Below are 24,505 nucleotides of genomic sequence, written 5' to 3'. Positions count from 1 at the left end.
GCCTCAGTAGAGCAGCGCCAGCGCGGGGGTGCTCTGCCAGTACGTGACGAAGGCGCTGTCGTCCTCGTACGCGCCGCCGGGCACCGGAAGCGTCGTCGGGGTGCCGATCGGCTCCAGGTCCCGGTTCTCGAAGCCGGCCCGCAGGGAGGTCACATGGTGGCCGTGGGTGCCGCTGCCGTCGGCGGAGCTCAGCAGGATTCCCGCGTACGCCGAGTCGCCGGGCTCCAGCTCGACGACGGCCTGCGGCACGCTGTCGTCCAGCACGCGCAGGGGCGACTGGTCCCCGTCGAAGCCCACGACGGGGGCGCCGTACGCGGCGCAGCGCGTCGAGCCGGTGTTCGTGACGGTGAGGAGCATGTGGTTGACGGGCCGTACGACCTTCGCGACCGTCACGCGGGTGTGCGCCGTGGTGCAGGGCGGCTCGCCCGCCGCCGGGGAGAGCGTGCCCGCGGTGCGGGCCGTGGCGTGGGCGGGCGCCGCCGCGTGGGCGGCGGCCGACGGGCCGTAGGCCGCGAGGGCGCCGCCCGCGGCGAGGGCGAGGAAGGCGGCGGTGGCGCGCGGGCGCAGGGCGTGCTGCATGGTGGGCTCCCTGGTGTTGCGTGGACGGCTGCGGCGGTTTCGCCGAGCCGCGGCCATCGTGCGGAGCCGGCGGCGGGCCGGACAAGCCGCACGGGACAATGGGGGACGCCGGAACGCCAGGACCCGCCGCCACCTGCGGGGACGCGGTGTTCCTGGAACGCCTTCCCGGGACGCCTCCCGGGGGCGGAGGACGCGCGACGGGGGGATGCGACGGCGTGACCACGACCGAGGGCGAGGAGTTCGCGGCGCGGCTGCGGGCGCTGAAGGACCGTTCGGGGCAGAGCTACGGGGCGCTGGCGGGACGGCTGCACGTCAGCACCTCCACGCTCCACCGCTACTGCAACGGCGACGCCGTACCGGCCGACTACGCGCCCGTGGACCGCCTGGCGCGCCTGTGCGGCGCAGGACCCGGGGAACTCGTCGAGCTGCACCGCGCCTGGATCGTGGCGGACGAGGCGCGGCGCCGCGCCAGGGCCCGGCCGCAGGCGCGGCCGGAGCCGAGCGTGGACGGCGCGCCGGCGCCCGGGGAAGCGGCGGGGCCATCCGCACCCGGGGCGGCAGGCCCTCGGCGGGGTGGTGAGGCGGCCACGGCGCGGGACGGAGCGCAGCCCGGTCCCGCCGCGGGCGCAGGGGCGCCGGGTGCTGGAGGCTTGAGTGCCGGGGCCCTGGGTGCTGGAGGGTCGGACGCCGGAGGGGCGGAGGACGGCGGGGTCCCCGGACGCGGGCCGTCCGCCGGACCCGCGCGCCCGCGGCGCCGCCGCCTCCTGTGGGCCGCCGCCGCGGTCGCGGCCGTCGCCGTGGCCGTCCCCGCGGTCGTGGTGGGCGCCGGGCTCGGCTCGGCGGGCGGGACGGAGGCACGGCCCGTGCGGGGTGCCGAGGCGTCCGAAGCGGGCGGCGGGGCCGCGGCCGGGCCGCCCGTCGCGCGCTCGGCCTCGCCCGCTCCTTCGGTCTCCGCGGCCCGGCCTTCGGCGGCAGGACCGGCCCCTGCCGCCTCCCACCAGGACCAGGCCTGGCACCCGCACGCCGCGGCCGGGTCCGCGCCCGCGGGGGCCCCTTCGGCCCCGCCGCTCGCCTTCACCGTCCGCCCGTACACGTACGAGACCCCGTGCAGCCAGCGCTTCCTCGTCGACAAGGGGCCGGGGGACGTGCCGCCGCCGCCCGAGGAGCAGGACGCCCCCGGCTGGGTCGCCGCGGAGGGCGCGGTCGCCGCGGGCAGCCAGTACGTGGCGCTCACGGTCCAGGGCACGGGCCGGGAGACGGTCGTCCTCAACGCCCTGCACGTCCGCGTGGTCGGCGCGCGGGCCCCGCTCGGCTGGTCCGCCTACCGGATGGGCGACGGCTGCGGCGGCGGCGTCGGGAGCGCGGAGTTCTCCGTGGACCTCGACTCGGGCACCCCGCACGCCGTCGCCGAGAACGGGCAGCGGGACTTTCCGTTCAAGGTCAGCGAGAGCGACCCCGAGGTGTTCTACGTCTCGGGTCTCGCGTCGGCGCACGACGTCAGCTGGTACCTCGAACTCGACTGGTCGAGCGGTACCCGGCACGGCACGCTCCGGGTGGACGACAAGGGCCGTCCGTTCCGCACGAGCGGGGCCCTCGGCAGGCCCGCGTACTACTACCCCGTCGGCGGTGGCGCCTGGCAGCCGGAGCCGAAGGGGAACTGACCGGCACGGCACGGCGGTCCGTGGCACGATCGGCGGCGTACGCACCCCGTGCGCGCGGGTGCGCAGGAGGGAGCCCGCCGTGACCGGTCGAGACGCCGAGCCCGCCGCTGGGGCGCCGCCGCGCTTCCCCGGCCCCGGCGCCCCGGTGCGGCTGGTGGGCGAGGGGCTGGTGCTGCGGGAGTGGTCGGCCGCCGACGTGCCCGCGATGACCGCGCTGTTCGACGACCCGGACACGGCCAGGTTCACGCCGCTCGCCTCGCCGTTCGACGAGGCGGCGGCCCGCGCCTACCTGGCACGCGCCGCCGAGGCCCGCGCGGCCGGGCGCAGGCTCCAGCTCGCGGTGACCGAGGACGGCGGCGCGCCCCTCGGCGAGGTGCTGCTGTTCACCGCGGTCGACTACCCGCTCGCGGTGGAGGCGGGCTACGCCATCGGCCCGCGCCACCGTGGCCGCGGCCTCGCCGCGCGGGCCCTGCGCCCGGCCGTCGCCTACGCGTACGGGACGCTCGGCGCGCGGCGGGTCCTGCTGCGGATCGTCGCGGAGAACGCGGCGAGCCGCGCCGTCGCGCGCGCCGCCGGCTTCTCCCTCACGGACCAGCCACCGGTCGCCGCGCCCGGCGGCGCGCTGCTTTGGACCTGGCAGCACGCGGGCCCGCCGGGCCCCTGACACACGGCGCGGCCACGCACCGGCTCTCCGGTGCGTGGCCGCGAGGCGTGGCGGACGGGGGCCCCTGGTGCGCCCCAGTGCGCTCAGAGCCGCTCGGGGGCCCTGATGCCCAGCAGGGCCAGGCCCTTCTCCAGCGTGCGCGCGGTGATCGCGCACAGGAAGAGGCGGTTCTCGACCTGCTCGGGGGTGTCCGCCTTCAGCACGGGGCACTGGTCGTAGAACGCGGTGAACAGCGACGCCAGTTGGTAGAGGTAGGCGGCCAGCTTGTGCGGCTCGTAGTTCTCCGCGACCTCGGCGAGGGTCTCGCCGAACCGGTCCGCGTGCAGGCCGAGCGCGCGCTCGGCGGGCGCGAGCGCGACCTCCGGGTGCGGCACGGGCGCCGCGGTCCCCTCGGCCCTGCGCAGGATGGACTGGATCCGCGCGTACGCGTACTGGAGGTACACGGACGTGTCGCCGCTCAGCGACACCATCTGGTCGAGGTCGAACTTGTAGTCGCGGACCGCGGACGTCGACAGGTCGGCGTACTTGACCGCGCCGATGCCCACGTACCTGCCGTTCTCCTCGATCTCCCGCTCGCCGAGCCCGGCCTTCTCCGCCTTCTCCCGCACGACGGCCGTGGCCCGCTCGACGGCCTCGTCGAGCAGGTCCTCAAGGCGTACGGTCTCGCCCTCACGCGTCTTGAACGGCTTGCCGTCCTTGCCGAGGATCGTGCCGAACGCGAGCTGGACCGTCTTCACGTCGTCGCTCAGCCAGCCGGCCCTGCGCGCCGTCTCGAAGACCATCCTGAAGTGCAGGGACTGCCGGACGTCGACCACGTAGAGCAGGGTGGTCGCGCCCAGGTTGCCCACCCGGTCACGGACCGCGGACAGGTCGCTCGCCGCGTAGCCGAAGCCGCCGTTGGACTTCTGGACGATCAGCGGGACCTGCTTGCCGTCCGGGCCCTTGACGTCGTCGAAGAAGACGCACAGCGCCCCCTCGGAGCGCACGGCGACGCCGCTCTCCTCCAGCAGCCGGCAGGTCTCCGTCAGCATGTGGTTGTAGCCGGACTCGCCGACGATGTCCTCGTCGTGGATCTCCATGTCGAGCTTGCCGAAGACGGAGTAGAAGTAGACCTTCGACTCGTCCACGAAGCGCTGCCACAGCGCCAGCGTCTCCGGGTCGCCCGCCTGGAGCGCCACCACCCGGTCCCTGGCCCGCGCCTTGAACTCCTCGTCGGAGTCGAACAGCGTCCGTGACGCCTTGTAGAGGCGGTTCAGGTTGGACATGGCGGCCTCGCCCGCGGCCTCGCCCGCCGCGCTCGCGCCGCTCCCGGTGGACTGCCCGGCGCTCCTGTCCAGCTCGTTCGGGTGCTCGATCAGGTACTGGACGAGCATGCCGAACTGGGTGCCCCAGTCGCCGATGTGGTGGCGCCTGACCACCTTCTCGCCCATGAACTCCAGGATCTCCACCACCGCGGCGCCGATGACCGCGGACCGCAGATGGCCGACGTGCATCTCCTTCGCCACGTTCGGCTGGGCGTAGTCGATGACCGTGGTGCCCGCGTCCGGGGACGGCGGCACGCCGAGCCGCTCGTCCGCGAGCCGGGCGGCCAGCGTCTCCACGATGGCCCGGTCCGCGACCGTCACATTGAGGAAGCCGGGCCCGGAGACCTCGACGTCCGCGATCACCTCGGGCGCGGAGAGCGCGCCTGCGACCCGGGCCGCGAGGTCCCGCGGGTTGCCCTTGAGCTTCTTGGCGAGCGCCAGGATGCCGTTGGCCTGGAAGTCCGCCCGGTCGCTGCGTCGCAGCAGGACATCGGCGGCACCGGCCTCGGGCAGAGCTGCCGAGAGGGCGTCCGCGATGCGCTGATCGACGGTCGAAGCGAGTGAGGGAACCGAGGCCATGAGCCGGCTGCCGTTTCTGTAGAGGTCAAGTTTTGTGTGTCATTCTCCCACGTCCGCGAAAGCGATTTTCCAGCTGCCGCGGGCACCTGGGACAATGGCGGTCGCCGCTTTTCCCGACGGCCTGGAGAAAGAAGGACGTGCCGACCGTGGCTCAGAGCACCGAGACCGACTGGGTCTCCCGTTTCGCCGACGACGTCATCGCCGAGTCTCAGCGGCGTGCGCCCGGCAAACCGGTGGTCGTCGCGTCGGGCCTCTCGCCGTCAGGCCCCATCCACCTGGGCAATCTCCGCGAGGTCATGACACCGCACCTGGTCGCGGACGAGATCCGCCGCCGCGGGTACGAGGTGCGCCACCTGATCTCCTGGGACGACTACGACCGCTACCGCAAGGTGCCCAGCGGCGTCCCCGGCGTGGACGAGTCCTGGGCCGAGCACATCGGCAGGCCGCTGACCTCGGTGCCCGCGCCGGCCGGCTCCCCGCACCCGAACTGGGCCGAGCACTTCAAGGCCGCGATGGCCGCGGCGCTCGCCGAGCTGGGTGTCGTGTACGACGGCATCAGCCAGACCGCGCAGTACACGTCGGGCGCGTACCGCGAGCAGATCCTGTTCGCGATGCGCCACCGCGCCGACATCGACGCGATCCTCGACCGCTACCGCACCAAGGACACGTCCGCGGGCACGCCGGGCGCGAAGGCCAAGGGCGCGCCGCAGGGCAAGCAGGGCCAGAAGCAGCAGAAGCCCGTCGACGAGGCGGAGATCGAGGCCGCGGAGGGCTCGGGCGCCGCGGACGAGGACGACGGCAGCGGCGGCGCCGGCGGCTACTCCCCGTACAGGCCCTACTGCGGGCAGTGCGGCAAGGACCTCACCACCGTCACCGCGTACGACGACGAGACGACCGAGCTCACCTACACCTGCACCGCGTGCGGCTTCACCGAGACGGTGCTGCTGCGCGAGTTCGACCGCGGCAAGCTGGTGTGGAAGGTCGACTGGCCGATGCGGTGGGCGTACGAGGGTGTGATCTTCGAGCCCTCGGGCGTCGACCACTCCTCGCCCGGCTCCTCGTACGTCGTCGGCGGGCAGATCGTGCGGGAGATCTTCGGCGGGGTGCAGCCCATCGGCCCGATGTACGCCTTCGTCGGGATCTCCGGCATGGCGAAGATGTCCAGCAGCAAGGGCGGCGTGCCCACGCCCGCCGACGCGCTGAAGATCATGGAGGCGCCGCTGCTGCGCTGGCTGTACGCGCGCCGCAGGCCCAACCAGTCCTTCAAGATCGCCTTCGACCAGGAGATCCAGCGGCTCTACGACGAGTGGGACGCCCTGTCGAAGAAGGTCGCGGACGGGGTCGCGCTGCCCGCGGACGCCGCCGCGTACTCCCGCGCCGTCCGCACGGCGGCGGGCGAGCTGCCGAGCACGCCGCGCCCGCTGCCGTACCGCACCCTCGCGTCCGTCGCGGACATCACCGCGGGCGCCGAGGAGCAGACCCTGCGCATCCTCAGCGAGCTCGACCCCGAGCGGCCGCTGGCCTCGCTCGACGAGGTGCGGCCCCGGCTGGACCGCGCCGAGTACTGGATCAGCAGCCAGGTCCCCGCCGAGGCCCGCACCGTGGTGCGGACCGAGCCGGACAAGGACCTGCTGGGCTCCCTGGACGAGCAGGCCCGCGAGTCGCTGCGGCTGCTGGTCGAGGGGCTGGACGAACACTGGTCGCTCGACGGTCTGACGAGCCTGGTCTACGGGGTGCCGAAGGTCCTCGCGGGCCTCGCGCCCGACGCCAAGCCGACGCCCGAACTCAAGGCGCGGCAGCGGTCGTTCTTCGCCCTGCTCTACCAGCTCCTGGTGGGCAGGGACACCGGCCCCCGGCTCCCCACGCTGCTGCTCGCCGTGGGCGCGGAGCGGGTGCGGAGGCTGCTCGGCGCGTGAGGCGGCGCGGGCGCCCCGCGGGTTCCTCCCGCCGGGCGCCCGCGGCCGTCCTGCGCCTCGCGTAGCCGCGCGGCGGTTACGCGATGTGCTCGGCGTCCAGCTCCTCCTGGAACCTGCGCTGGGCCTCGCGGAGCGGCCCCCGCAGGGTGCTCTCGCGCAGCGGGCCGCCGTCGCGGCCCCTGAAGTCGTACAGGTCCAGCAGGTAGCGGGCGAACTGCCGCTCGTTGGGCATCTCGTTGTTCTCGCTTATGTACTTGCGGAAGGCGGCGTAGTAGGCCTCGTCGCGCGGGATGTCCGTGGTCGCGGCGACCGCCGCGCGCTCGTCCGCCGGGGCGTCGGCGGGTTCCGCAGCCTCCCGCGCGGCGTCCTGCGGCGGTTCGGGCTCCTGCGGCTGCTGCGGCTCCGGGACGGGCACACCGGGGCCGCCGCCCAGCGGGCGGCCACGGCCCGGGGCCTGCTGCGGACCCGGGACCTGGCCCGCGGCCTGGGCCTGGGCCTCCTGGGGGTCGTCTTGGAAGCCCTGCGGGTCCTGGAGGTTCTGCGGGTTCCGGAAAGCCCGCGGGTCCTCGAAGCTCTGCGCGTTCGGGAAGTTCTCCGGGTCCTGGAAGTCGCGGACGTCCCGGGCGGCTTGGGGGCCTTGGGGGGCAGGCGGGCCGTAAGGGGCGCCGTCGCCGGGGCCGTTGGGGGCCGCGACCGCGGTGGGTTCGAGCCCCTCGACGTAGCGGGGGTTGTAGGTGCCGTTGTACGCCCCCTCGGGGATGCGCCGCCCGGCGAACCAGGGGCTGCCCTCGTCCTGCGACGGGTACGCGTACTGCTCGGCCTGCTCCTGCGGAATCCCGTCGCCGTCGAACGCCTGCCGCTGGGCGGCCTGTTGGGGCATCCCGTCGCTGTAAGGGCCCTCCTGCGGGCCGCGTTGGTGCGGCAGCTGCGCCCGTACCCGCGGCTCCTGCCAGGGGCCCTCGGCCATGGGCGGGCCCTGGTCTCCCCGGCCCTGCCCGGATTTCGCCAGATCGGCCCCGCCCGCAGTCAACTCCCGCCCGCCGCCTCGGCCTTCGAGTGCAGCGCCCATGGAGGGCGCCGGGTCGATGCCCGCTGCCGCGAGGCCCGCGTCCGCCGTGTCCGCGAGCGGCACCCCGTACCGCGCGAGCCGCAGCGGCATCAGCGCCTCCACCGGGGCCTTCCTGCGCCAGCCGCGCCCGAACCTCGCCTGGAGCCTCGACTGGTAGATGAGCCGGTCCTGTTCGAGCTTGATGACCTGCTCGTAGCTGCGCAGCTCCCACAGCTTCATCCGCCGCCACAGCTTGAACGTGGGCACGGGCGAGAGCAGCCAGCGCGTCAGCCGCACGCCCTCCATGTGCTTGTCGGCCGTGATGTCGGCGATCCTGCCGACCGCGTGCCGCGCCGCCTCGACCGTGACGATGAACAGCAGCGGGATGACCGCGTGCATGCCGACGCCCAGCGGATCGGGCCACGCCGCAGCGCCGTTGAAGGCGATCGTCGCCGCCGTCAGCACCCACGCGGCCTGCCGCAGCAGCGGGAACGGGATACGGATCCAGGTCAGCAGCAGGTCGAGCGCGAGCAGCACGCAGATGCCCGCGTCGATGCCGATCGGGAAGACCAGCGAGAACGCGCCGAAGCCCTTGCTCTCGGCGAGCGCGCGCACCGCCGCGTACGAACCGGCGAAGCCGATCCCGGCGATGACGACCGCGCCGGTGACGACGACGCCGACCAGTATCCGATGCGTCCGTGACAGCTGCATCGCGGCCACGCGCGATCCCCTCCCGTACTGGTGCTCCGATGTCGACCGCCGCCCCGGGGGCGGGCCCGGCGGGTGTCGGCGGGGCAACAGCCTTGCACATGTGTACGGGTGGCGCGGGCGCGGGAGCGCGGGACGGCCGCCCGGCCCTGGTCACCGGGGTGCCGCCGCGCCGGGCCGCAGACGCGGTCCGCTGCGACCCGACCCGACCCGACCCGACCCGACCAGGCCCGACCAGGCCCGGCGCGGCCGGAGTTGTGTGCGCCGGGAGGGCTCAGCCCGCGACGCCGCCGCCGGACGGCGAACCGGTGGGGTCGGCGCCCGCGGCCGCCTTCGACGCCGAGGGGGAGGCCGAGGAGCCCGGCTTGCCCGGGTCGTGGCCCGTGCTGCCGGACGGAGAGGCCGACGTGCTCGGCTTGGCCGAGGGCGTGCCGGAGCCCTTGCCGGAACCGGACCCCTTGCCCGAACCCGGGCCGGACCCCGAACCCGGGGAGCCGGACCCCGAGGCCGACGGGGTGCCGCCGTTCTCGACGGCGCTGAGCGCGCTCTTGGCGGCCTTCACCGCGCCCTTCGTGATGTCGTCCTTGCTCGGCGTCTTCTGGCCCTCGAAGCCCGCGCCGTTGTAGGTGAGCGACACCACCACGTTGTCCGCGCGCGCCACGACCGTCGCATACCTGAAGTCCTCACCGGACTTGTGCAGTTCGTACGTCACCTGCGTGGCCTGGTCGCCCGCGCCCGTCACCGGGGACGTCATCACGCTCTTGGCGTCCTGCGTGGTCTGCGCCGCGTCGATCTCGGTCGCGTACTGCTTGGACGCCTGGGCGTTCCCGCTGCCGAGCGCCGTCTGCGAGTCGAAGCGCGAGAGCGACACCTCAAGCCAGCGGTACTGCGAACCGTCGACGCCCTTGTCCTTGAGGCCGTTCCACGCGCAGCTGCTGTGCGCGTTGACATCGGTCGACGTGCCGGCCGTCCCGCCCTTCGGCTTGGCGTTCGGCACCAGCGACTTCACCGTCCCCGCGTCGATCGCCTTGCAGGCGTCCGGCAGACTGCGGTACTTCGCGGGCGCCACCGTCGGCGTGTGCGCGGCAGACGGGGAGCTCGACGCCCCCGCGCCTTCCGCGCCGTCCGAGCCGCTCCCGCCGTCCGAGCCGGACGAACAGCCGGCGACGACGAGCAGCGCAGGAACGGCCGCGGCGGCGAGGATGCGGGGGAGTCGCGATGCTGATCGGCGCATGGTTCCTTCAGTCATAGCTTTCGGTCACGGATCGTGGGCGTTCGGGTACCGGTGGGGCGTCGTGGGTCGGTTGTCGTCACGGACCGTGCGCACGGGTCGGTGCGTATGGTCCGAGCCGCCACGGTAACCGCAGCGGCGCCGCCGCAGGACCCGCGCGCCCTCTCCCGCACCCCGCGGCGGGCCGCCGCGCAGGCGGCCGAGCGGGGGCTACTGGTCGAACTCGTCCGCCAGCTCGCTCGCCAGCGCCTGCGCCCTGTCCTGGAGTTCCTTGCTGTCAGGGACCTCGTCGGGGTGGGTCGGCTGGGCCGTGTACGTGACCGTCACGATCACATTGGATGTGCGGAACACCACGCTCACGGTCCGGTTCCTCGCCGCGGATCCGGACTGGGTCAGCACGTCGTCCACGAACGCCGCGTCGCCCAGTCCGCTCAGCTTGCGCGGCTGGAGGTCGGGTTCGGAGCCGCCCGCGCCGCCGTCCGAACTGTCCGTGGTGTCGGAATTATCGGAGCTGCCGGAGCTGCCGGAGCTGCCGGAGCTGCCGGGACTGTCGGGGCTGCCGGAGCCGCTCGCGGCCGGATCGCCCGACGCGTCCGCGTCGTTTGGGCGGCCCGAGCCGCTCGGGGAGCCGGACGCCGGACCGGACGGGTCTGCGGAGTCCGGGGCGCCGGAGGAGCCGGGGGTGCCGTCCGCGGACGCGGTCGCGGAGGACGAGGGCGTCGAGGGCGAGGCGGAACCCGAGTCCGGGATGTGCGCCGCCCGCTGCTTCTCCGCGTAGACCTGCTTCGCGCGGTCGGCGTCGCTGACGGCCGGGTCGTACGAGACGACCCGCTCGATGTCCACCGACAGCCGGTGCGACGCGTCCGGCGCGTCCGCGCGCCAACTGCACCCGACGCGGCGGTCCGTGTCGTACGTCACCACGGGCGTGCCCTGAAGTGCGCGCTCCTGCTGGTCGGGGGAGAGCGAGGCCACCCCGGGCAGCATGTCCTTCAGCAGGGACCTGGGTGCGGCGCCACACGGTTCGAGCAGTGTGCGGTATTTGCCGGGCGCCGGCAGCGAGAGCGCCGGGTCGCCCTGCTTGGCGTCGGTGGGCGACCCTCCCGCGCTCCCGCCCGCCGTGCAGCCGCCCGCCGCCAGCGCGACGAGCAGCGCCGCGAGGCCGGACCCGTACGCCGTGCGGCGGGCGCCGCGGTGCCACGTCTGCCGGAATCCCTGCACGGTCCGGAGCCTCCTCGAAGACGGTCCACGGGGCGCAAAAGTGTTTGCCGCCCCGGGGCGGTGGATGGACACAATGTGTACCGCACACGCCCCTGACGCCGCTGGTCGGTCCAGGTGTCGGCCACTTCGCCGCGCCGCGCGCCCCAGGCGCCGGGTGTCGGCGCACGCCGTGTGCATCGTAGTTCTTCACACGAAACCGGGGGATGAGGAAAACATGGCATACGAGGAGATTCCGGGCGAGAGGGTGCCGATCCGGATGTGGGCCGACCCCGCGTCCGTCGAGGAGTCCGCGATGCGCCAGCTGCACAATGTCGCGACCCTCCCGTGGATCAGGGGCCTCGCCGTGATGCCCGACGTCCACTACGGCAAGGGGGCCACGGTCGGCTCCGTCATCGCGATGGAGGGCGCGGTCTGCCCGGCGGCGGTCGGCGTGGACATCGGCTGCGGCATGTCCGCCGTGCGCACGTCGCTGACGGCGGGCGACCTCCCCGACGACCTCTCCCGCCTCCGCTCCCGCATCGAGGGTGCCATCCCGGTCGGTCGCGGCCTGCACGACGATCCCGTGGACCCGGCCGCCCTGCACGGCCTCCCCGTCGCACCCTGGCGCGACCTGTGGTCCCGCTTCGCCGGCGTGGCCCAGGCGGTCCACTTCCGCGAGGACCGCGCCCGCAGGCAGTTGGGAACGCTGGGATCCGGGAATCATTTTGTCGAGGTATGTGTGGATACGTCCGATTCGGTGTGGCTCATGCTGCACTCGGGCTCCCGCAACATCGGCAAGGAGCTGGCGGAGCACCACATGGGCATCGCCCGGGAACTCCCTTACAACCAGGGCCTCGTCGACCGCGACCTCGCGGTGTTCGTCGCGGACACGCCCCAGATGCGGGACTACCGGGGCGACCTCTTCTGGGCCCAGGAGTACGCGAAGCACAACCGCGAGCTCATGATGCGCCTGCTCCAGGACGTCGTGGCCCGGGAGTTCGGGAAGGCGAAGGTCGCCTTCGAGCCGGTCATCTCCTGCCACCACAACTACGTGGCGGAGGAGCGCTACGACGGCATGGACCTGCTCGTCACCCGCAAGGGCGCGATCCGCGCGGGCGGCGGCGACCTCGGCATCATCCCGGGGTCCATGGGCACGGGCTCCTACATCGTGCGGGGCCTCGGCAACGCCGCGGCCTTCAACTCCGCCTCGCACGGCGCCGGCCGGCGCATGAGCCGCGGTGCGGCGAAGCGCCGCTTCTCCACGCGCGACCTGGCGGAGCAGACCCGGGGCGTCGAGTGCCGCAAGGACTCGGGCGTGGTCGACGAGATCCCCGGCGCGTACAAGCCCATCGAGCAGGTCATCGCCCGCCAGAGCGACCTCGTCGAGGTGGTCGCCCAACTTCGGCAGGTCGTCTGCGTCAAGGGCTGACCCCGCCCGCGCGCCGCACGCGCGGGAGCACGGACGGGGTCCCCGGACGGGGCAGGGCTCCCGCTCTCGGGTCCCCCGGGATCCGGCAGGCTCGTAGCAATGACGTGCGTCGTCGATGTCTTCGGCCACGGTCAAGGAAACCGATTCGGCGCCGTGTCGCTCCGCCCTCGTGAGTACTGCCTCGACCAGGGGCCGCACCGACGCCGCGTCCAGGCCATGCCGGGTCGACCCGCAAGGCGTCGAGTTGGCACTCCTCCGGCCCGGGGTCGGCTGCCGCGACCGCGGCCACCACCCCGACCGGGCGCAGGCCCGCCCAGGCCAGGAGCCAGGCGCTCCGTTCGATCCGCCCGCGCAGTACGCCTCGGGCCGCGCCTGCTCGTCCTCCCACGCGGCCCCGAGGGAGTCCGGGTCCGTTTCCAGGACCCGCGGCCGAAGGCCCCCGAGCGCGGCCCGCTCCTGACCGGCCGTCCTCTCCGCGTGCGACACGCCGACAGGATCGCATCGGTGAGGGGCCCTCGCCGTTCGCCCCGTGGCGGGGCGGACATGCGGAGGCGCCGGCCCCCCGTGTGGGGGCCGGCGCCTGGGCTCGCGGGTGTCAGACCAGCCAGCCGACGAGGTGGACGAGGCCGGCGAGGACACCAGTGAGGATGTTCATGTTCTTCTCTCCTTGCTGTGTGCGCCCTGAGGACGCACGTCGTGGGACATTTCCCGCCTTGTGGGACAAGGGCGGGAGCGCCGTGACGGTCCGCGGCCGGTCACCTGCGCACCACGAGCATCAGCCGTACGGGGGGTCGTTCGCCAGGAGATTGCCGCTCGGCCACCTGAACTGATGATCTTTCGAGCAGGCGTTCAGTTCATCCGGTTCATATGGTGATCGGTGGCGTGCTCGCCCGGCCGTGCTTCAGAGCTCGGTGTCGTGCAGCTTCCGCGCCCGCTCCAGCGCCCGGTCGAAGTCGCGCTGGGTGTCGTCGGCCCAGTGCAGCAGGTCGGCGAGGAGCCTGGTCAGCGTCTCGCCCGGACTCGACCGCCAGCTCTGCCCGCTGCTGGTGTAACCGGAGTACGTGTACGACTCGATGGCCTCGCCGCCGCGCTTGGCGCCCTCGTCGTGGGCGCGCGTGGTGAAGTTGTCGCTCATCGGATGCTCCTCGCGTGGATCGTCCCGGCGGGGGCCGGGGGAGTGGATGCCCGCATCACGGCTCCCTGTGGACCTTGGTGTTGGACGCCTGTGCGCGCGGCCTGACCACCAGCAGGTCGATGTTGACGTGGCTGGGCCTGGTGACCGCCCAGGTGATCGTGTCGGCCACGTCGTCCGCGGTGAGGGGTTCCGCGACCCCCTCGTAGACCTTGGCCGCCCGCTCCTCGTCGCCGTGGAAGCGGGTGGTCGAGAAGCCCTCGGTCCTGACCATGCCGGGCGCGACCTCGATCACCCTGACCGGCGTGCCGACGATCTCCAGGCGCAGCGTCTCGGCGAGCACGTGCGCGCCGTGCTTGGCGGCGACGTACCCCGCGCCGCCCTCGTACGTGCCGTGTCCCGCCGTGGAGGAGACCACGACGACCGTGCCGTCGCCGCTCGCGGTGAGCGCGGGCAGCAGGGCCTGCGTGACGTTGAGGGTGCCGAGCACGTTCGTCTCGTACATCTGCCGCCACTCGTCGACGTCGCCCTCGGCGACCGGATCGAGCCCGAGCGCACCGCCCGCGTTGTTCACGAGCACCTGGACCGGGCCGCGGTCGGCCGCGCGCTGGGCCTCCGCGAGGCCGGCCGCGAAGGCGTCGACCGCGGCCCGGTCGGTCACGTCGAGCACCTGGGCCTCGGCGCTGCCGCCCGCCGCGCCGATCTCCTCGGCGAGCGCGGCGACGCGGTCCCCGCGGCGCGCGGTGACGACGACGTGGTAGCCGGCGGCGGCGAGCTGCCGGGCGGTCGCCGCTCCGATGCCGCCGCTGGCTCCGGTGACGACGGCGGTGGCGGCGGGTTCTGCGGCGGCCACGGTGGGACGGTCCGCGGCGGCTGCGGCGGTCATGGGGATCTCCTCGCACAGGTGGATCGGGGGGCCCTGCGGCCCATGCGCCCCAGGATAGGCAGCCACCCCCGGCCCCTTCGCGGCGGATTGTCCCCGCCCTCCGGCTGCCTGTTCCCCCCGCCGTCGCCCGGCCCGCGGGGTCAGCGCCCGCGCGGGCCGAACATGATCACGCCCATGCCCGCGAGGCAGATCACCGCGCCCGCGATGTCCCACCGGTCCGGGCGGTAGCCGTCGGCGGCCACGCCCCAGACGATCGACCCGGCGACGAAGACCCCGCCGTACGCGGCCAGGATGCGGCCGAACTGCCCGTCCGGCTGGAGTGTCGCCACGAAGCCGTACGCGCCGAGCGCCGCGACGCCCGCGACGATCCACGGCCAGCCGCGCCCGCCGGAACCGCCGTCGCCGCGCACCCCTTGCCAGACCAGCCAGGCGCCGCCGATCTCGAAGAGGGCGGCGAGGACGAACAGGGCGGCGGAGCGCAGCACGAACATGGGCACAGCGTGCCATGGCAGGGGTGGGGCCGAGGCGCCGTCTGAGGTGGGGATGGACCACTGGTGGCCTTGGGGCGCCTGGTGCGTACCCGTACGCTGGGGGCATGGCGGAGCAGGGGGAGCAGGGGGACCCGGCGCCGGGGCGTGCGGCGCTGGTCGCCGAGGCCGCGGCCGTCTCGCGCCGCTGCATGGCCTCGTACGCGCTGCTCACGCAGGCCGTCGCCGACCGGCTGCGGCTGCACCCCACCGACGTGCAGTGCCTGAGCCTGCTCGGCCTCGAAACGGGCTCCGTCACCACGGGCCGCATCGCCGAGCTGACCGGTCTCACCACCGGTTCCGCGACCCGCCTCGTGGACCGGCTCGAACGCGCGGGATACGTCGTACGGCGCAGGGACACCGAGGACCGGCGGCGCGTCCTGGTGGAGGGCGTGCCGGAGCGCATGCGCGGCTTCGCCGCGGTGTGGGAGGAGTCGCGCGGCCCGTGGGACGAGCTGTTCCAGGCGTACGACGAGAGTGAACTCGCGCTCCTCGTACGGCATATGAACCGCACGGTCGAGCTGAACACATCGCGGGGCGCGCGCCGGCCGCGCGGGTGACGCGCCGGTCAGACCCGCTCGGGTCAGGGCGGCCCGGGTGCGGCGGGGCCAGGGGTGCGGCGCCGCGGGCGGGGTCAGCGCCGTGGCGCCGCGGCCGGGGGCCCCGCCAGGTCCATCCACCAGTCGTTGCAGCGCAGGACCGTGCCCGGCGGGTACTCGAAGGCGCGCTCCCCGCGCAGGGTGTAACCCGCCCTGCGGCAGACCGCGTTGGAGGCCGGGTTGGCCACCGAGGGGAACGCGTGGAGGTGGCGGTGCGCCCGCTGGGCGCGGGCCTGCTCCGCGGCGGCGCGGGCCGCCGCCGCGGCGATGCCCCGGCCCTGGAACGCGGTGAGCAGACCCCAGCCCGACTCGTAGATCTCCCGGCCGTCCCAGACGTTCTCCCAGAAGCCGACCGTTCCCACGGACGGCGCGAGCCTGCAGGACCGCTCGCCGGTTTCCCGCTCCGGCAGCAGCACGATCCGGTACAGCCGCCCCTTGCGGGGGCTGTCGCCGCTGAGCGCCACGTACCGCCGGTGCCGCGCGAGCAGTTGCTCGTCCGTCTCGGGCCCGCCGAGGTGGACCATCAGCTCCGGCGCGTTGAGGGCGCGCAGCAGCCCGAGGTCGGCCTCCGACCACGGTTCGAGCCGTACGCGCGGAGCGCGAAACGCCTTCTTCTCCATGTCGAGCCACTGTAGGAGTGCGGCCCGGGTGCGCAGGGGCCGCGGGGGCGGCCGGGGCCGTGGGCGGTGCGGGCTCAGGCCGCGCCCGCGCGGGCGTACGCCGTGGGCGGCACGCCCACCGTCGCGGTGAAGTCCCGCACGAGGTGCGCCTGGTCGCTGTAGCCGAGCTCGGTGGCGAGCGCCGCCCAGTCGACGGCGCCCGCCGGGCCCGCCGACTCCGCGCGCTCCAGCGCCTCGTGGACGCGGTAGCGCAGGATGACCCACTTCGGGCCGACGCCCACGTACCCGCCGAAGAGGCGTTGCAGCGAGCGGGGCGAGAGGCCCGCCGCGGCGGCGAGTCGGTCGACGCGCCGCATGCTCCGGTCGTGCCGCACCATCTCCACGAGGCGCACGGCGCGCGCCGCCTGCCGCATCCCCGCCCCCGGCGCTCCTGACGTGCCGGGGGCGCCCGGCACGGTGGCCGCACAGGACGCGGTGGTGAGCACGCCGAGCAGGTACGCGTCGAGCCCGGCGACGCGCTCGTCCTCCGCCTCGGGCCCGAGGACCGCCGTGATGTCGCGGTCCGCCACCGGCATGGCCTCGGCGAGCGGGGCCTGCCGGTCCTTCCAGTACGAGACGGGCCGCGCGGGCGAGAACGGCCGGAAGCCGCCGGGCCTGAACTGCACCCCGCACACCCGGCCGCGGCCCGCGAGCCGCTGTGTGAACAGCCGGTTGCTGATTCCGGCGATCTCGGCGATCTCGGCGATCTCGGCGGACTCCGTGGCCGCCGGGGACCACGCGGGCCCCGGGGCCGGTGGCCGGGTCGCCCGGTCGGCGGGCGGCTGGGCGGATCGCCCGAAGGACGGCTCGACGGGCGGCTGGGCGGACCGCTCGAAGGACGGCTCGACGGGCGGCTCGACGGATCGCCCGAAGGATGGCTCGACGGGCGGCTGGGCGGATCGCTCGAAGGACTGGAAGACCACGTTGACCGAGGGATGCGGGACGACGCGGGAGGTGTACGGCTCGTCCAGATCCCAGTCGATCAGCCAGTAGTGCTCCACGTAGGGGCGCAGCGCGGGCGCGGGCTCGCGGCGCCTGAACCGTACGCGGGCCAGCAGACCCGCGGCATCGACGATGCCGCGGGTGTCCCGCCGTGGACCGGCCATGGTCCGATCGTAGGCCGCAGGAGGAGGGGCGGCCCGCGCGCGGACGGCAGGTCCTGTGACCCCCGCGAGACGGTGCCGGTCCTCGCGGGGGCCACGCTCTGATGGGCTCCCCGGCCGGCCCGCCGGGGGCCGGCCGGATCGCCGTGGGGCGGCCCGGGTCAGCAGGTCACATAGGCGACATGGATCCAGACGCCGGTGCGCCCGCCCCACAGGTCGCCCATGTACCAGTTGCCCTGCCGGCCCCTGACGTTGATCTTCTGGCCCCTGTTGACCTTGCCGAAGACCGGATAGTTCTCGCCGGGGCCGCCCCGGTAGTTCACACCGTTGTCGTTGACGGTGCAGGTCACCGCGGCCGCCTGGTGGCCGGCCGCGGCGGCGGGCAGGGTGCGGACGGGGCCGGCGGCGCTGCTCGCGGCGGCCGTCGACGCCCCGGCCAGGGTGAGGAGGGCCACGGCGGCGAGGGCCGCCGCGAGCGCGCGCGGTGCGCGGCCGGCGGAGCGTTGGTCGCTGGTCGTACGGGTCGGGCTCGTTGTACGGGTCAACTCGGTCTCCTTCATGGAAGTGATCCCCCGTGGCCGGTCGGCCGGTGGACAGCGGGAACGCGGGGTGACTGTGCGAGTGCACACCGTGTTCGCCGCACGGGTCCATTGGACAGGGGCCCGCGCCCGCACCGCCAGGGGTCGCGGCTGTGATCACCCGGTTGTGCGGTGGTACACGGCGAGGGGCCCCGCGAGGCCGCTCCCCCCCGCGCTCTCGTGCGGCTCCGGGCGCCTCCGTGACCCTCCGTGTTCGAGTTTGGCGGTGGTGCGTGCGGGTCAGGTGGGGGCAGCGGAGGCCCATGCTCCGGATCGGATGAGGCGGCTGGTGCCGGGGCGCGGGATGGCGGGTTTCTTCAAGACGCGTCGTCGCCGCGCCTCTACCGTCGGCGCCATGAGCGAGAAGATCAGCGACCTCTTGGAGCGCGCGGCGGCCCGCACGGTGCCGGTGGTCCGCGCCCTCGACGACGAACAGCTCGGGCTGCCCACGCCGTGCGGCGCGTACGACGTCCGCGCGCTGGCCGGCCACCTCTACCGGGTGGTGATCACCTTCCAGGGGCTCGCGGCCAAGGAGGACGCGGACATGGGCGCGGGGCCCCTGGAGCTGACGGGCGACTGGCGCGCCGGCTTCGCCGGCGAGGCGCGCGCCCTGGTCGCGGCGGGTGTACGCCCCGGCGCCGAGGACGGCACGGCCGGCGCGATGGGCATGCCCGCGCGCACCGCCGGTGTGATGGTCCTCGGGGATCTGGTCGTGCACGGCTGGGACCTGGCGCGGGCCACCGGCAGGCCGTACGCGTACGCGCAGGACGACGCCGTGGTCGAGGACGTCGCCCGGCAGTTCGCCGAACTCGCCCCCCTGGCACGGTCGATGGGTGCCTTCGGCCCGGAGGTGGAGGTGCCGCCCGGCGCGCCGGCCCTCGACCGGCTGCTCGGTGTGACGGGCCGCGACCCGGGGTGGCGGGCACCCGCGCGGTCGGGCGGTCGGGCGCGGGCGGGGAGCTGAGGGCGGCCCGTACGCTGGAAGCGGGCGCCCCGCGCGACCGCCGCGCCCCGCCTGCCGCCACGCGTGCACGAGGAGGCCCACGATGACCGAACGCAAGCCGCCGGGTGTCGACTTCGAGACCTGGGTGGACCGGCAGATCCGCGAGGCGCAGGACCGCGGCGTCTTCGACGGGCTGACCGGAGCGGGCAAGCCGCTCTCCGGGCTCGACAAGCCGTACGACGAGCTGTGGTGGGTCAAGGGCAAGATGCGCAGGGAGAACCTGTCGTACCTGCCGCCCACGCTCGCGCTGCGCAAGGAGGCGGAGGAGGCGCTCGTCGCCGCGCAGCGCGCGCCGTCCGAGGGCAGGGTGCGGCGGATCGTCGCCGAGATCAACGAGAAGATCGGCGCGGTGCTCGCGAAGCCGCCGCCGGGGCCGCCGCTGGGCATCAGGCCGTTCGACGTCGAGGAGATCGTGGCCGACTGGCGCGTGCGCGGGCGGGCCGGCTGACCCGCGGCGCCCCCGGCGCCCGGCTCGCGTTCCGCCCCTGGAGTGAACGTCTGCGGGGAGGGCACAAGCTCCCGCGTAACCCACTGTCAGCGTCAGTGTGGCGAAAAGGGGACGGACATGGAGATTTCGGGCATTGTTTCGGCGATCATCATCGGCATCGTCGTCGGCGTCCTGGGGCGGCTCGTCGTGCCCGGCAGGCAGCACATCGGCGTGGTGTGGACGATCGTCATCGGCATCGTGGCGGCGCTGATCGGCAGCGCGATCGCCTCGGCGGTCGGGGTCGCCGACACGAAGGGCGTCGACTGGATCGAGTGGATCATCCAGGTCGCACTCGCGGCGCTGGGCATCGCGGCGCTCGACCGCCCGCGGACGCACCGCCGTTAGGGCCTCCCGTGCGGATCGTGCCGGGCTCGCGTGCCCCGGCACCTCCCCCAGGCGCCGGACCTCGCTCCCCGATCCGCCCTGACCCGGACGAAACCGCCTCGTGCGCGCCGCCCGGCGCGCACCCCGGCGCGCACCCGTACGGGACGGCGGGGCGGTACCGCCCCGCAGTGGCAGGCAGACGGCCGCCGGAGGACCCCCTTCGGCGGCCGTCGCGCGGTACGGGGGCGGGCTCGGGCGCTGGACGCGGGTGCGCGCCGGGCCACCGGGGGGAAGGCCCCCGCCCCCGGTGACGGCCCCCGGGTAGATTGGCCGGGATCCGCCGCGCCCCGCGCCCGCCGGACCCGCAGCCCAGCCCCCCGCGCCCCTAGGTGACCCCGTATGACGCCGCCGATACAGCCGCCGACGCCGATACCCAGCCCTGCCCGGCCTGCCGAACCGCCCCTCGCCGTCGTCGGGATCGGCGCGGACGGCTGGGCAGGGCTGGCAGGGCCCGCGCGGGAGGCGCTGCTCGCCGCCGAGGTCGTGATCGGCGCGCCCCGCCAACTCGGCCTGCTGCCACCGGAGGTGACCGCCGACCGGGTGGAGTGGCCCTCGCCGCTGCGGCCCGCGGTGCCGGGACTGCTCGCCGCGCACGCGGGGCGCGCGGTCGCCGTGCTGGCCAGCGGCGACCCGTTCCACCACGGCATCGGCAGGGCGCTCGCCGAGACGGTCGGGGCCGGGCGGCTGCGCGTCCTGCCGCACCCGTCGTCGCTCGCCTACGCGTGTGCGCGGCTCGGCTGGCCGCAGGAGGACACCGAGGTCGTCTCGGCGGTCGGCAGGCCGGTGGAACGGGTCGCCGCCGCGCTGCACGACGGGCGGCGGCTGCTCGTCCTCAGCGCGGACGCGGCGACGCCCGCCGCGGTGGCCGCGCTGCTGCGGGAGCGCGGCTACGGGCCGAGCGAACTGCACGTACTGGAGCGTCTCGGCGACGGCACCCGCGAGCGCCATCTGCGCGGCACCGCTGAGACCTGGGACGAGGCACCGGGCGACCCGCTCAACCTCGTCGCCGTCGCCTGCCGCCGCGCGCCTGCGGCGCCGCGGCTCGGCGCCGTACCCGGCTTGCCGGACACGGCGTACGAGCACGACGGGCAGCTCACCAAGCGCCACGTGCGGGCCGCCACGCTCGCGGCCCTCGCGCCCGCGCCCGGCGAACTCCTCTGGGACGTCGGCGGCGGCTCGGGGTCCATCGGCATCGAGTGGATGCGCGCGCACCCGGCGTGCCGCGCCGTCGCCGTCGAGCGCGACCCCGTACGGGCCGGGCGCATCGCCCGCAACGCGCACGCCCTCGGCGTCCCCGGCCTCGCCGTCGCCACCGGCGCGGCGCCCGGCGCCCTGGCAGGCCTGCCAGGGCCGCCCGACGCGGTGTTCGTGGGCGGCGGCCTCACCGCGCCCGGCGTCCTCGACGCGTGCTGGGACGCGCTGCCCGAGGGCGGCAGGCTGGTCGCGAACACCGTGACGCTGGAGTCCGAGGCGCTGCTCGCCCGCTGGTACGGGCACCACGGCGGCGAACTCGTACGGCTCGCCGTCGCCTCCGCCGTCCCGGTGGGCGGGTTCACCGGCTGGCGGCAGGCGATGCCGGTGACGCAGTGGTCCGTCACCAAGGCGACAACCACCCACCCCGGAACGGGAGTCACGTCATGACGGTCTACTTCATCGGGGCGGGGCCCGGCGCCGCCGACCTGATCACCCTGCGCGGCGCGCGGCTGCTCGCCCGCTGCCGGGTGTGCCTGTACGCGGGCAGCCTGGTGCCGCGCGACCTGCTGGCCGAGTGCCCCGCGGACGCCCGCCTCGTCGACACCGCGGACCTCGACCTCGACCAGATCACGGACGAACTCGTACGGGCCGACCGCGCGGGGCACGACGTGGCGCGCCTGCACTCCGGCGACCCGTCGGTCTTCAGCGCGGTCGCCGAGCAGATGCGCAGGCTGGACGCGGAGTCCGTGCCGTACCGGATGGTTCCCGGGGTGCCGGCGTTCGCCGCCGCGGCGGCGGCGCTCGGCCGGGAGCTCACCGTCCCCACCGTCGGCCAGACCGTCGTCCTCACCCGCCTCGCCCAGCAGGCCACCCCCATGCCCCCAGGCGAGGACCTCGCCACGCTCGGCGCGAGCGGCGCCCTCCTCGTCCTCCACCTCGCGGCCCGCTACGCCGACCGCGTCGCCGCCGAGCTCCTGCCGCACTACGGCCCCGACTGCCCCGCCGCGGTCGTCGCCTTCGCGAGCCGCCCCGAAGAACGCGTACTGCGCGGCACCCTCGGCTCCATCGCCGACCAGGTCAGAACCGCGGGCATCACCAGGACAGCGGTGATCCTCGTGGGCCGCGTCCTCACCGCCACCCCCTTCCGCGACAGCCACCTCTACTCGACGACCCGCGAACGGGGGGTCTGAGCGGGGGCGCTCATCCCGGTCGCGCCGCGGTCAGTGCTCCGCAAGGCCGTGCAGGAAGGGGCTGCTCCTCACGAACCGACCGAGCCGCGCCGCGATCTTCGTGACATCGCTCTGGGACTGCGCCGCAGCGAGCATCGGCCCTTCGGCGGCGTCCTCGTCCAACGGGTCGGCCAACCGGCGGCCGTCCAGGCCCGAGAAGACCATCGTCACCGCCCGCGCGGTCCGCTTGTTTCCGTCGACAGGACTTCCGGATCGGTACCTTTGCGGCAAGGTGCCACGCTGCTCGGTCCGTGCGCTCTCGGCGCTCCGGACGGGAGCGTGTGCCGAGTGGTCCCGAGGCGTGGGCCCAAGATCCGCGCCGCACTCGCCGGATCGACCGTCACGCCGGTTCCGCCCGGCCGACCACCGCGCCCGCGCGGTCGATGCAGAGGACGTCGGCCCGTACGCGGGAGCCTCGGAGGACTGTGAGGGCCTCGTCGCGGGCGCGGGTGGCCACGGCGTCGCCCAGGGGGACGCCGGCGTCCTGGCAGAGGCGGAGGGCTTCGAGGCCGGTGTTGGCGGCGGCGACCCGGGCGGCGAGCGCGGGGGACGCGCCCGCGGTGCGGGCGAGCTCGGCGAGGAGGGGCTTGTCCACCTGGGAGCGCGCGGAGTGGAGGTCGAGGTGGCCCGCCGCGAGCTTCGAGAGCTTGGCGAAGCCGCCGCAGAGGGTGAGGCGGTCGACGGGGTGGCGGCGCACGTACTTGAGGACCGCGCCCGCGAAGTCGCCCATGTCGAGCAGGGCGTCCTGCGGGAGGCCGTACAGCGCGGCGACGGTCTTCTCCGAGGTGGACCCCGTGCAGCCGGCGAGGTGTGTGCGGCCCGCCGCGCGGGCGACGTCGACGCCGCGGCGGATCGAGTCGATCCAGGCCGAGCAGGAGTACGGGACGACGACGCCGGTCGTGCCGAGGATGGACAGGCCGCCGAGGATGCCGAGCCGGGGGTTCCAGGTGGAGCGGGCGATCTCCTCGCCGTCGTCCACGGCGACGGTGATCTCGGCGTCCGCCGCGCCGCCGCCGTGGGCCGCCGCGACCGCGTCGAGGTGTTCGGCCATCAGCCTTCGGGGCACCGGGTTGATGGCGGGCTCGCCCACGTCGAGCGGGAGCCCCGGCCTGGTCACCGTGCCCACGCCGGGGCCCGCCCTGAACACCACGCCCGCGCCGGGCGCGAGCCGGCGGACCGTGGCGCGGATCAGGGCGCCGTGGGTGACGTCCGGGTCGTCGCCCGCGTCCTTGACCACGCCGGCCGTGGCCGCGGTGCCGTCCGCCGCGAGCTCCTCGACCGCGAGCGCGAACGCGGGCCGCTGCCCGCGCGGCAGGGTGATCGTCACGGGGTCGGGGAACTCCCCGGCGAGCAGCGCCGTGTACGCGGCGGTCGCCGCGGCCGTCGCGCAGGCGCCGGTCGTCCAGCCGGGCCGCAGGCCGGTGTGTTTGAGTTGGGCGTCCCGCCCGCCGCTCCCGGCCGGCCTAGCCATGGAGGATCCCGATGCGCCACGTGCTGATCCTCGGCGGCACCACCGAGGGACGGCGGCTCGCCGAGGCGCTGGTGGCCGCGGGGGCGTCTGCCGCATCGGGGGCGTCTCCCGCCGGGCGTACGACCCCAGCAGGACAGGCGGCTTCCGGTACGTGGGCGGACACCACCGCGCAGGCGGATCCCGCCGCGCGGGCTCCCACCGCCGCGCGGCCCGCGCGGGCCGCCCGGCTGCGCGTGACCAGTTCTCTCGCCGGCCGGGTCGCCCGGCCCGTGCTGCCGCCGGGCGAGGTGCGCGTCGGGGGCTTCGGCGGTGCGGAAGGGCTCGCGGTGTGGCTGCGTGAGCACCGTGTGGACGCGGTCATCGACGCCACCCATCCCTTCGCGGAGACCATCACTCGCAACGCGGCCCGTGCCGCCGCCACCTGCCATGTTCCCCTGCTCCGGCTGCGGCGGCCCGGCTGGGTCCCGCGGCCGGGCGACGACTGGCGGCCCGCCGCGTCCCTGGCCGCCGCCGCTGGGCTGCTCACGGCAGGGCCCTGGCGGCGGGTGTTCCTCACCACGGGCCGCATGGGGCTCGGCGCGTTCGCGCACCTGGACCGGCCGCGGTTCCTCGTACGGTCCGTGGACCCGCCGGAGCCGCCCGTCCCGCCGCGGCTCGACGTCCTCCTCGCCCGCGGCCCCTTCACCCTGGAGGGCGAGCGCGAGGTGCTGCGGCGGTACGCGATCGACGTCCTCGTCACCAAGGACAGCGGCGGCGCCGCCACCGCGCCCAAGCTGACGGCCGCCCGCGAGGCCGGCCTCCCCGTGGTCGTCGTCACCCGCCCGGCGACACCCGAGGGCGTCGAGACGGCCGACACGGTCGAGGCCGCGACGGCCTGGGCGCTGCGCCGGGTGCGGTAGGGCCGCGCGTGCTCCCTGCGTCGCGCCCGGTGGAGCCG

Annotated in this window: 24 protein-coding genes; 11 read left to right on the top strand and 13 right to left on the bottom strand. The window is 75.0% G+C overall.

Annotation, left to right across the window (positions count from 1 at the left end; translation table 11 throughout):
* Window positions 1-3 precede the first annotated feature (3 nt).
* Window positions 4-579 (bottom strand): DUF4232 domain-containing protein, encoded by a 576-nt coding sequence (locus ABEA77_RS26150; RefSeq protein WP_345652452.1) that lies wholly within the window; start codon window positions 577-579, stop codon window positions 4-6.
* A gap of 215 nt (window positions 580-794) precedes the next feature.
* Between ABEA77_RS26150 and ABEA77_RS26145 the strand changes: the two genes are divergently transcribed.
* On the top strand, window positions 795-2,240 hold the full coding sequence (locus ABEA77_RS26145) for a helix-turn-helix domain-containing protein (RefSeq protein WP_345652449.1): 1,446 nt from the start codon (window positions 795-797) through the stop codon (window positions 2,238-2,240).
* A 79-nt stretch (window positions 2,241-2,319) separates the two neighbouring features.
* Window positions 2,320-2,904: a GNAT family N-acetyltransferase gene (locus tag ABEA77_RS26140; RefSeq protein ID WP_345652446.1), complete on the top strand. Its 585-nt coding sequence runs from the start codon at window positions 2,320-2,322 to the stop codon at window positions 2,902-2,904.
* Window positions 2,905-2,987: 83 nt separating this feature from the next.
* Here the strand turns inward: ABEA77_RS26140 and argS are convergent, their stop codons facing one another.
* Window positions 2,988-4,787: an arginine--tRNA ligase gene (gene argS / locus ABEA77_RS26135; RefSeq protein ID WP_345652443.1), complete on the bottom strand. Its 1,800-nt coding sequence runs from the start codon at window positions 4,785-4,787 to the stop codon at window positions 2,988-2,990.
* A gap of 137 nt (window positions 4,788-4,924) precedes the next feature.
* Between argS and lysS the strand changes: the two genes are divergently transcribed.
* On the top strand, window positions 4,925-6,703 hold the full coding sequence (lysS, locus tag ABEA77_RS26130; protein WP_345652440.1) for a lysine--tRNA ligase: 1,779 nt from the start codon (window positions 4,925-4,927) through the stop codon (window positions 6,701-6,703).
* Window positions 6,704-6,779: 76 nt separating this feature from the next.
* Here the strand turns inward: lysS and ABEA77_RS26125 are convergent, their stop codons facing one another.
* The 3 genes from ABEA77_RS26125 to ABEA77_RS26115 all read right to left on the bottom strand — a co-directional run bounded on the left by ABEA77_RS26125 (window position 6,780) and on the right by ABEA77_RS26115 (window position 10,908).
* Window positions 6,780-8,471, bottom strand: coding sequence for a DUF2637 domain-containing protein (locus tag ABEA77_RS26125; RefSeq protein ID WP_345652437.1), 1,692 nt, complete (start codon window positions 8,469-8,471; stop codon window positions 6,780-6,782).
* 262 nt (window positions 8,472-8,733) lie between these two features.
* The gene (locus tag ABEA77_RS26120) at window positions 8,734-9,693 is read right to left on the bottom strand and encodes a DUF3558 domain-containing protein (protein WP_345652434.1); all 960 of its coding nucleotides are present in this window, start codon (window positions 9,691-9,693) and stop codon (window positions 8,734-8,736) included.
* 207 nt (window positions 9,694-9,900) lie between these two features.
* Window positions 9,901-10,908 carry a DUF3558 domain-containing protein gene (locus ABEA77_RS26115; protein WP_345652431.1) on the bottom strand — a complete coding sequence of 336 codons (1,008 nt, stop codon included), beginning with the start codon at window positions 10,906-10,908 and terminating at the stop codon, window positions 9,901-9,903.
* Window positions 10,909-11,122: 214 nt separating this feature from the next.
* Here ABEA77_RS26115 and ABEA77_RS26110 point away from each other — a divergent pair, with 214 nt between their 5' ends.
* Window positions 11,123-12,316 (top strand): RtcB family protein, encoded by a 1,194-nt coding sequence (locus ABEA77_RS26110; RefSeq protein WP_345652428.1) that lies wholly within the window; start codon window positions 11,123-11,125, stop codon window positions 12,314-12,316.
* 901 nt (window positions 12,317-13,217) lie between these two features.
* On the opposite strand, the gene ABEA77_RS26105 is transcribed toward ABEA77_RS26110, so the two are convergent.
* The 3 genes from ABEA77_RS26105 to ABEA77_RS26095 all read right to left on the bottom strand — a co-directional run bounded on the left by ABEA77_RS26105 (window position 13,218) and on the right by ABEA77_RS26095 (window position 14,825).
* The gene (locus ABEA77_RS26105; protein WP_345652425.1) at window positions 13,218-13,451 is read right to left on the bottom strand and encodes a hypothetical protein; all 234 of its coding nucleotides are present in this window, start codon (window positions 13,449-13,451) and stop codon (window positions 13,218-13,220) included.
* A gap of 55 nt (window positions 13,452-13,506) precedes the next feature.
* Window positions 13,507-14,301 carry an SDR family NAD(P)-dependent oxidoreductase gene (locus ABEA77_RS26100; RefSeq protein ID WP_345652488.1) on the bottom strand — a complete coding sequence of 265 codons (795 nt, stop codon included), beginning with the start codon at window positions 14,299-14,301 and terminating at the stop codon, window positions 13,507-13,509.
* Window positions 14,302-14,474: 173 nt separating this feature from the next.
* Window positions 14,475-14,825, bottom strand: a complete 351-nt coding sequence (locus ABEA77_RS26095) for a YnfA family protein (protein ID WP_345652422.1) — start codon at window positions 14,823-14,825, stop codon at window positions 14,475-14,477.
* Window positions 14,826-14,929: 104 nt separating this feature from the next.
* Here ABEA77_RS26095 and ABEA77_RS26090 point away from each other — a divergent pair, with 104 nt between their 5' ends.
* Entirely contained in the window at window positions 14,930-15,421 is a 492-nt protein-coding gene (locus tag ABEA77_RS26090) for a MarR family winged helix-turn-helix transcriptional regulator (RefSeq protein ID WP_345652419.1), read from the top strand.
* A 74-nt stretch (window positions 15,422-15,495) separates the two neighbouring features.
* Here the strand turns inward: ABEA77_RS26090 and ABEA77_RS26085 are convergent, their stop codons facing one another.
* The 3 genes from ABEA77_RS26085 to ABEA77_RS26075 form a co-directional block, all read right to left on the bottom strand.
* Entirely contained in the window at window positions 15,496-16,080 is a 585-nt protein-coding gene (locus ABEA77_RS26085; protein ID WP_345652417.1) for a GNAT family N-acetyltransferase, read from the bottom strand.
* 74 nt (window positions 16,081-16,154) lie between these two features.
* Entirely contained in the window at window positions 16,155-17,225 is a 1,071-nt protein-coding gene (locus ABEA77_RS26080) for a DUF6597 domain-containing transcriptional factor (RefSeq protein ID WP_345652415.1), read from the bottom strand.
* 158 nt (window positions 17,226-17,383) lie between these two features.
* On the bottom strand, window positions 17,384-17,767 hold the full coding sequence (locus ABEA77_RS26075) for an SH3 domain-containing protein (protein WP_345652412.1): 384 nt from the start codon (window positions 17,765-17,767) through the stop codon (window positions 17,384-17,386).
* Window positions 17,768-18,155: 388 nt separating this feature from the next.
* Between ABEA77_RS26075 and ABEA77_RS26070 the strand changes: the two genes are divergently transcribed.
* The 5 genes from ABEA77_RS26070 (at window position 18,156) to cobM (ending at window position 22,058) form a co-directional block, all read left to right on the top strand.
* The gene (locus ABEA77_RS26070; protein WP_345652409.1) at window positions 18,156-18,764 is read left to right on the top strand and encodes a TIGR03086 family metal-binding protein; all 609 of its coding nucleotides are present in this window, start codon (window positions 18,156-18,158) and stop codon (window positions 18,762-18,764) included.
* Window positions 18,765-18,846: 82 nt separating this feature from the next.
* Window positions 18,847-19,251, top strand: coding sequence for a DnaJ family domain-containing protein (locus ABEA77_RS26065; protein ID WP_345652406.1), 405 nt, complete (start codon window positions 18,847-18,849; stop codon window positions 19,249-19,251).
* 117 nt (window positions 19,252-19,368) lie between these two features.
* Window positions 19,369-19,635, top strand: coding sequence for a GlsB/YeaQ/YmgE family stress response membrane protein (locus ABEA77_RS26060; RefSeq protein WP_345652404.1), 267 nt, complete (start codon window positions 19,369-19,371; stop codon window positions 19,633-19,635).
* 378 nt (window positions 19,636-20,013) lie between these two features.
* The gene (cbiE, locus tag ABEA77_RS26055) at window positions 20,014-21,315 is read left to right on the top strand and encodes a precorrin-6y C5,15-methyltransferase (decarboxylating) subunit CbiE (protein ID WP_345652402.1); all 1,302 of its coding nucleotides are present in this window, start codon (window positions 20,014-20,016) and stop codon (window positions 21,313-21,315) included.
* The gene (gene cobM, locus ABEA77_RS26050; RefSeq protein WP_345652400.1) at window positions 21,312-22,058 is read left to right on the top strand and encodes a precorrin-4 C(11)-methyltransferase; all 747 of its coding nucleotides are present in this window, start codon (window positions 21,312-21,314) and stop codon (window positions 22,056-22,058) included. The genes cbiE and cobM overlap by 4 nt, the downstream gene beginning before the upstream one ends.
* 30 nt (window positions 22,059-22,088) lie before the next feature.
* Here the strand turns inward: cobM and ABEA77_RS26045 are convergent, their stop codons facing one another.
* On the bottom strand, window positions 22,089-22,268 hold the full coding sequence (locus ABEA77_RS26045) for a hypothetical protein (RefSeq protein ID WP_345652398.1): 180 nt from the start codon (window positions 22,266-22,268) through the stop codon (window positions 22,089-22,091).
* 169 nt (window positions 22,269-22,437) lie between these two features.
* Window positions 22,438-23,568, bottom strand: a complete 1,131-nt coding sequence (locus ABEA77_RS26040) for a cobalt-precorrin-5B (C(1))-methyltransferase (protein WP_345652396.1) — start codon at window positions 23,566-23,568, stop codon at window positions 22,438-22,440.
* A gap of 11 nt (window positions 23,569-23,579) precedes the next feature.
* Between ABEA77_RS26040 and ABEA77_RS26035 the strand changes: the two genes are divergently transcribed.
* Window positions 23,580-24,467 (top strand): cobalt-precorrin-6A reductase, encoded by an 888-nt coding sequence (locus ABEA77_RS26035; protein WP_345652393.1) that lies wholly within the window; start codon window positions 23,580-23,582, stop codon window positions 24,465-24,467.
* Window positions 24,468-24,505 lie beyond the last annotated feature (38 nt).

The organism is Streptomyces tremellae, from assembly GCF_039540215.1.
GTDB classification, from domain to species: domain Bacteria; phylum Actinomycetota; class Actinomycetes; order Streptomycetales; family Streptomycetaceae; genus Streptomyces; species Streptomyces tremellae.
Note: the sequence above shows the minus strand (reverse complement) of the source record. Positions and strands in the feature narration are given on the sequence as shown.

Bases quoted from the DNA above. Each gene is read 5' to 3' on its own strand.
- ABEA77_RS26120 (WP_345652434.1), bottom strand. From the start codon at position 9,693: ATGCGCCGATCAGCATCGCGACTCCCCCGCATCCTCGCCGCCGCGGCC.
- ABEA77_RS26080 (WP_345652415.1), bottom strand. From the start codon at position 17,225: ATGGCCGGTCCACGGCGGGACACCCGCGGCATCGTCGATGCCGCGGGT.
- ABEA77_RS26085 (WP_345652417.1), bottom strand. From the start codon at position 16,080: ATGGAGAAGAAGGCGTTTCGCGCTCCGCGCGTACGGCTCGAACCGTGG.
- cbiE (WP_345652402.1), top strand. From the start codon at position 20,014: ATGACGCCGCCGATACAGCCGCCGACGCCGATACCCAGCCCTGCCCGG.
- ABEA77_RS26040 (WP_345652396.1), bottom strand. From the start codon at position 23,568: ATGGCTAGGCCGGCCGGGAGCGGCGGGCGGGACGCCCAACTCAAACAC.
- ABEA77_RS26090 (WP_345652419.1), top strand. From the start codon at position 14,930: ATGGCGGAGCAGGGGGAGCAGGGGGACCCGGCGCCGGGGCGTGCGGCG.
- ABEA77_RS26070 (WP_345652409.1), top strand. From the start codon at position 18,156: ATGAGCGAGAAGATCAGCGACCTCTTGGAGCGCGCGGCGGCCCGCACG.
- ABEA77_RS26095 (WP_345652422.1), bottom strand. From the start codon at position 14,825: ATGTTCGTGCTGCGCTCCGCCGCCCTGTTCGTCCTCGCCGCCCTCTTC.
- ABEA77_RS26105 (WP_345652425.1), bottom strand. From the start codon at position 13,451: ATGAGCGACAACTTCACCACGCGCGCCCACGACGAGGGCGCCAAGCGC.
- ABEA77_RS26035 (WP_345652393.1), top strand. From the start codon at position 23,580: ATGCGCCACGTGCTGATCCTCGGCGGCACCACCGAGGGACGGCGGCTC.
- argS (WP_345652443.1), bottom strand. From the start codon at position 4,787: ATGGCCTCGGTTCCCTCACTCGCTTCGACCGTCGATCAGCGCATCGCG.
- ABEA77_RS26060 (WP_345652404.1), top strand. From the start codon at position 19,369: ATGGAGATTTCGGGCATTGTTTCGGCGATCATCATCGGCATCGTCGTC.
- ABEA77_RS26065 (WP_345652406.1), top strand. From the start codon at position 18,847: ATGACCGAACGCAAGCCGCCGGGTGTCGACTTCGAGACCTGGGTGGAC.
- ABEA77_RS26150 (WP_345652452.1), bottom strand. From the start codon at position 579: ATGCAGCACGCCCTGCGCCCGCGCGCCACCGCCGCCTTCCTCGCCCTC.
- cobM (WP_345652400.1), top strand. From the start codon at position 21,312: ATGACGGTCTACTTCATCGGGGCGGGGCCCGGCGCCGCCGACCTGATC.
- ABEA77_RS26110 (WP_345652428.1), top strand. From the start codon at position 11,123: ATGGCATACGAGGAGATTCCGGGCGAGAGGGTGCCGATCCGGATGTGG.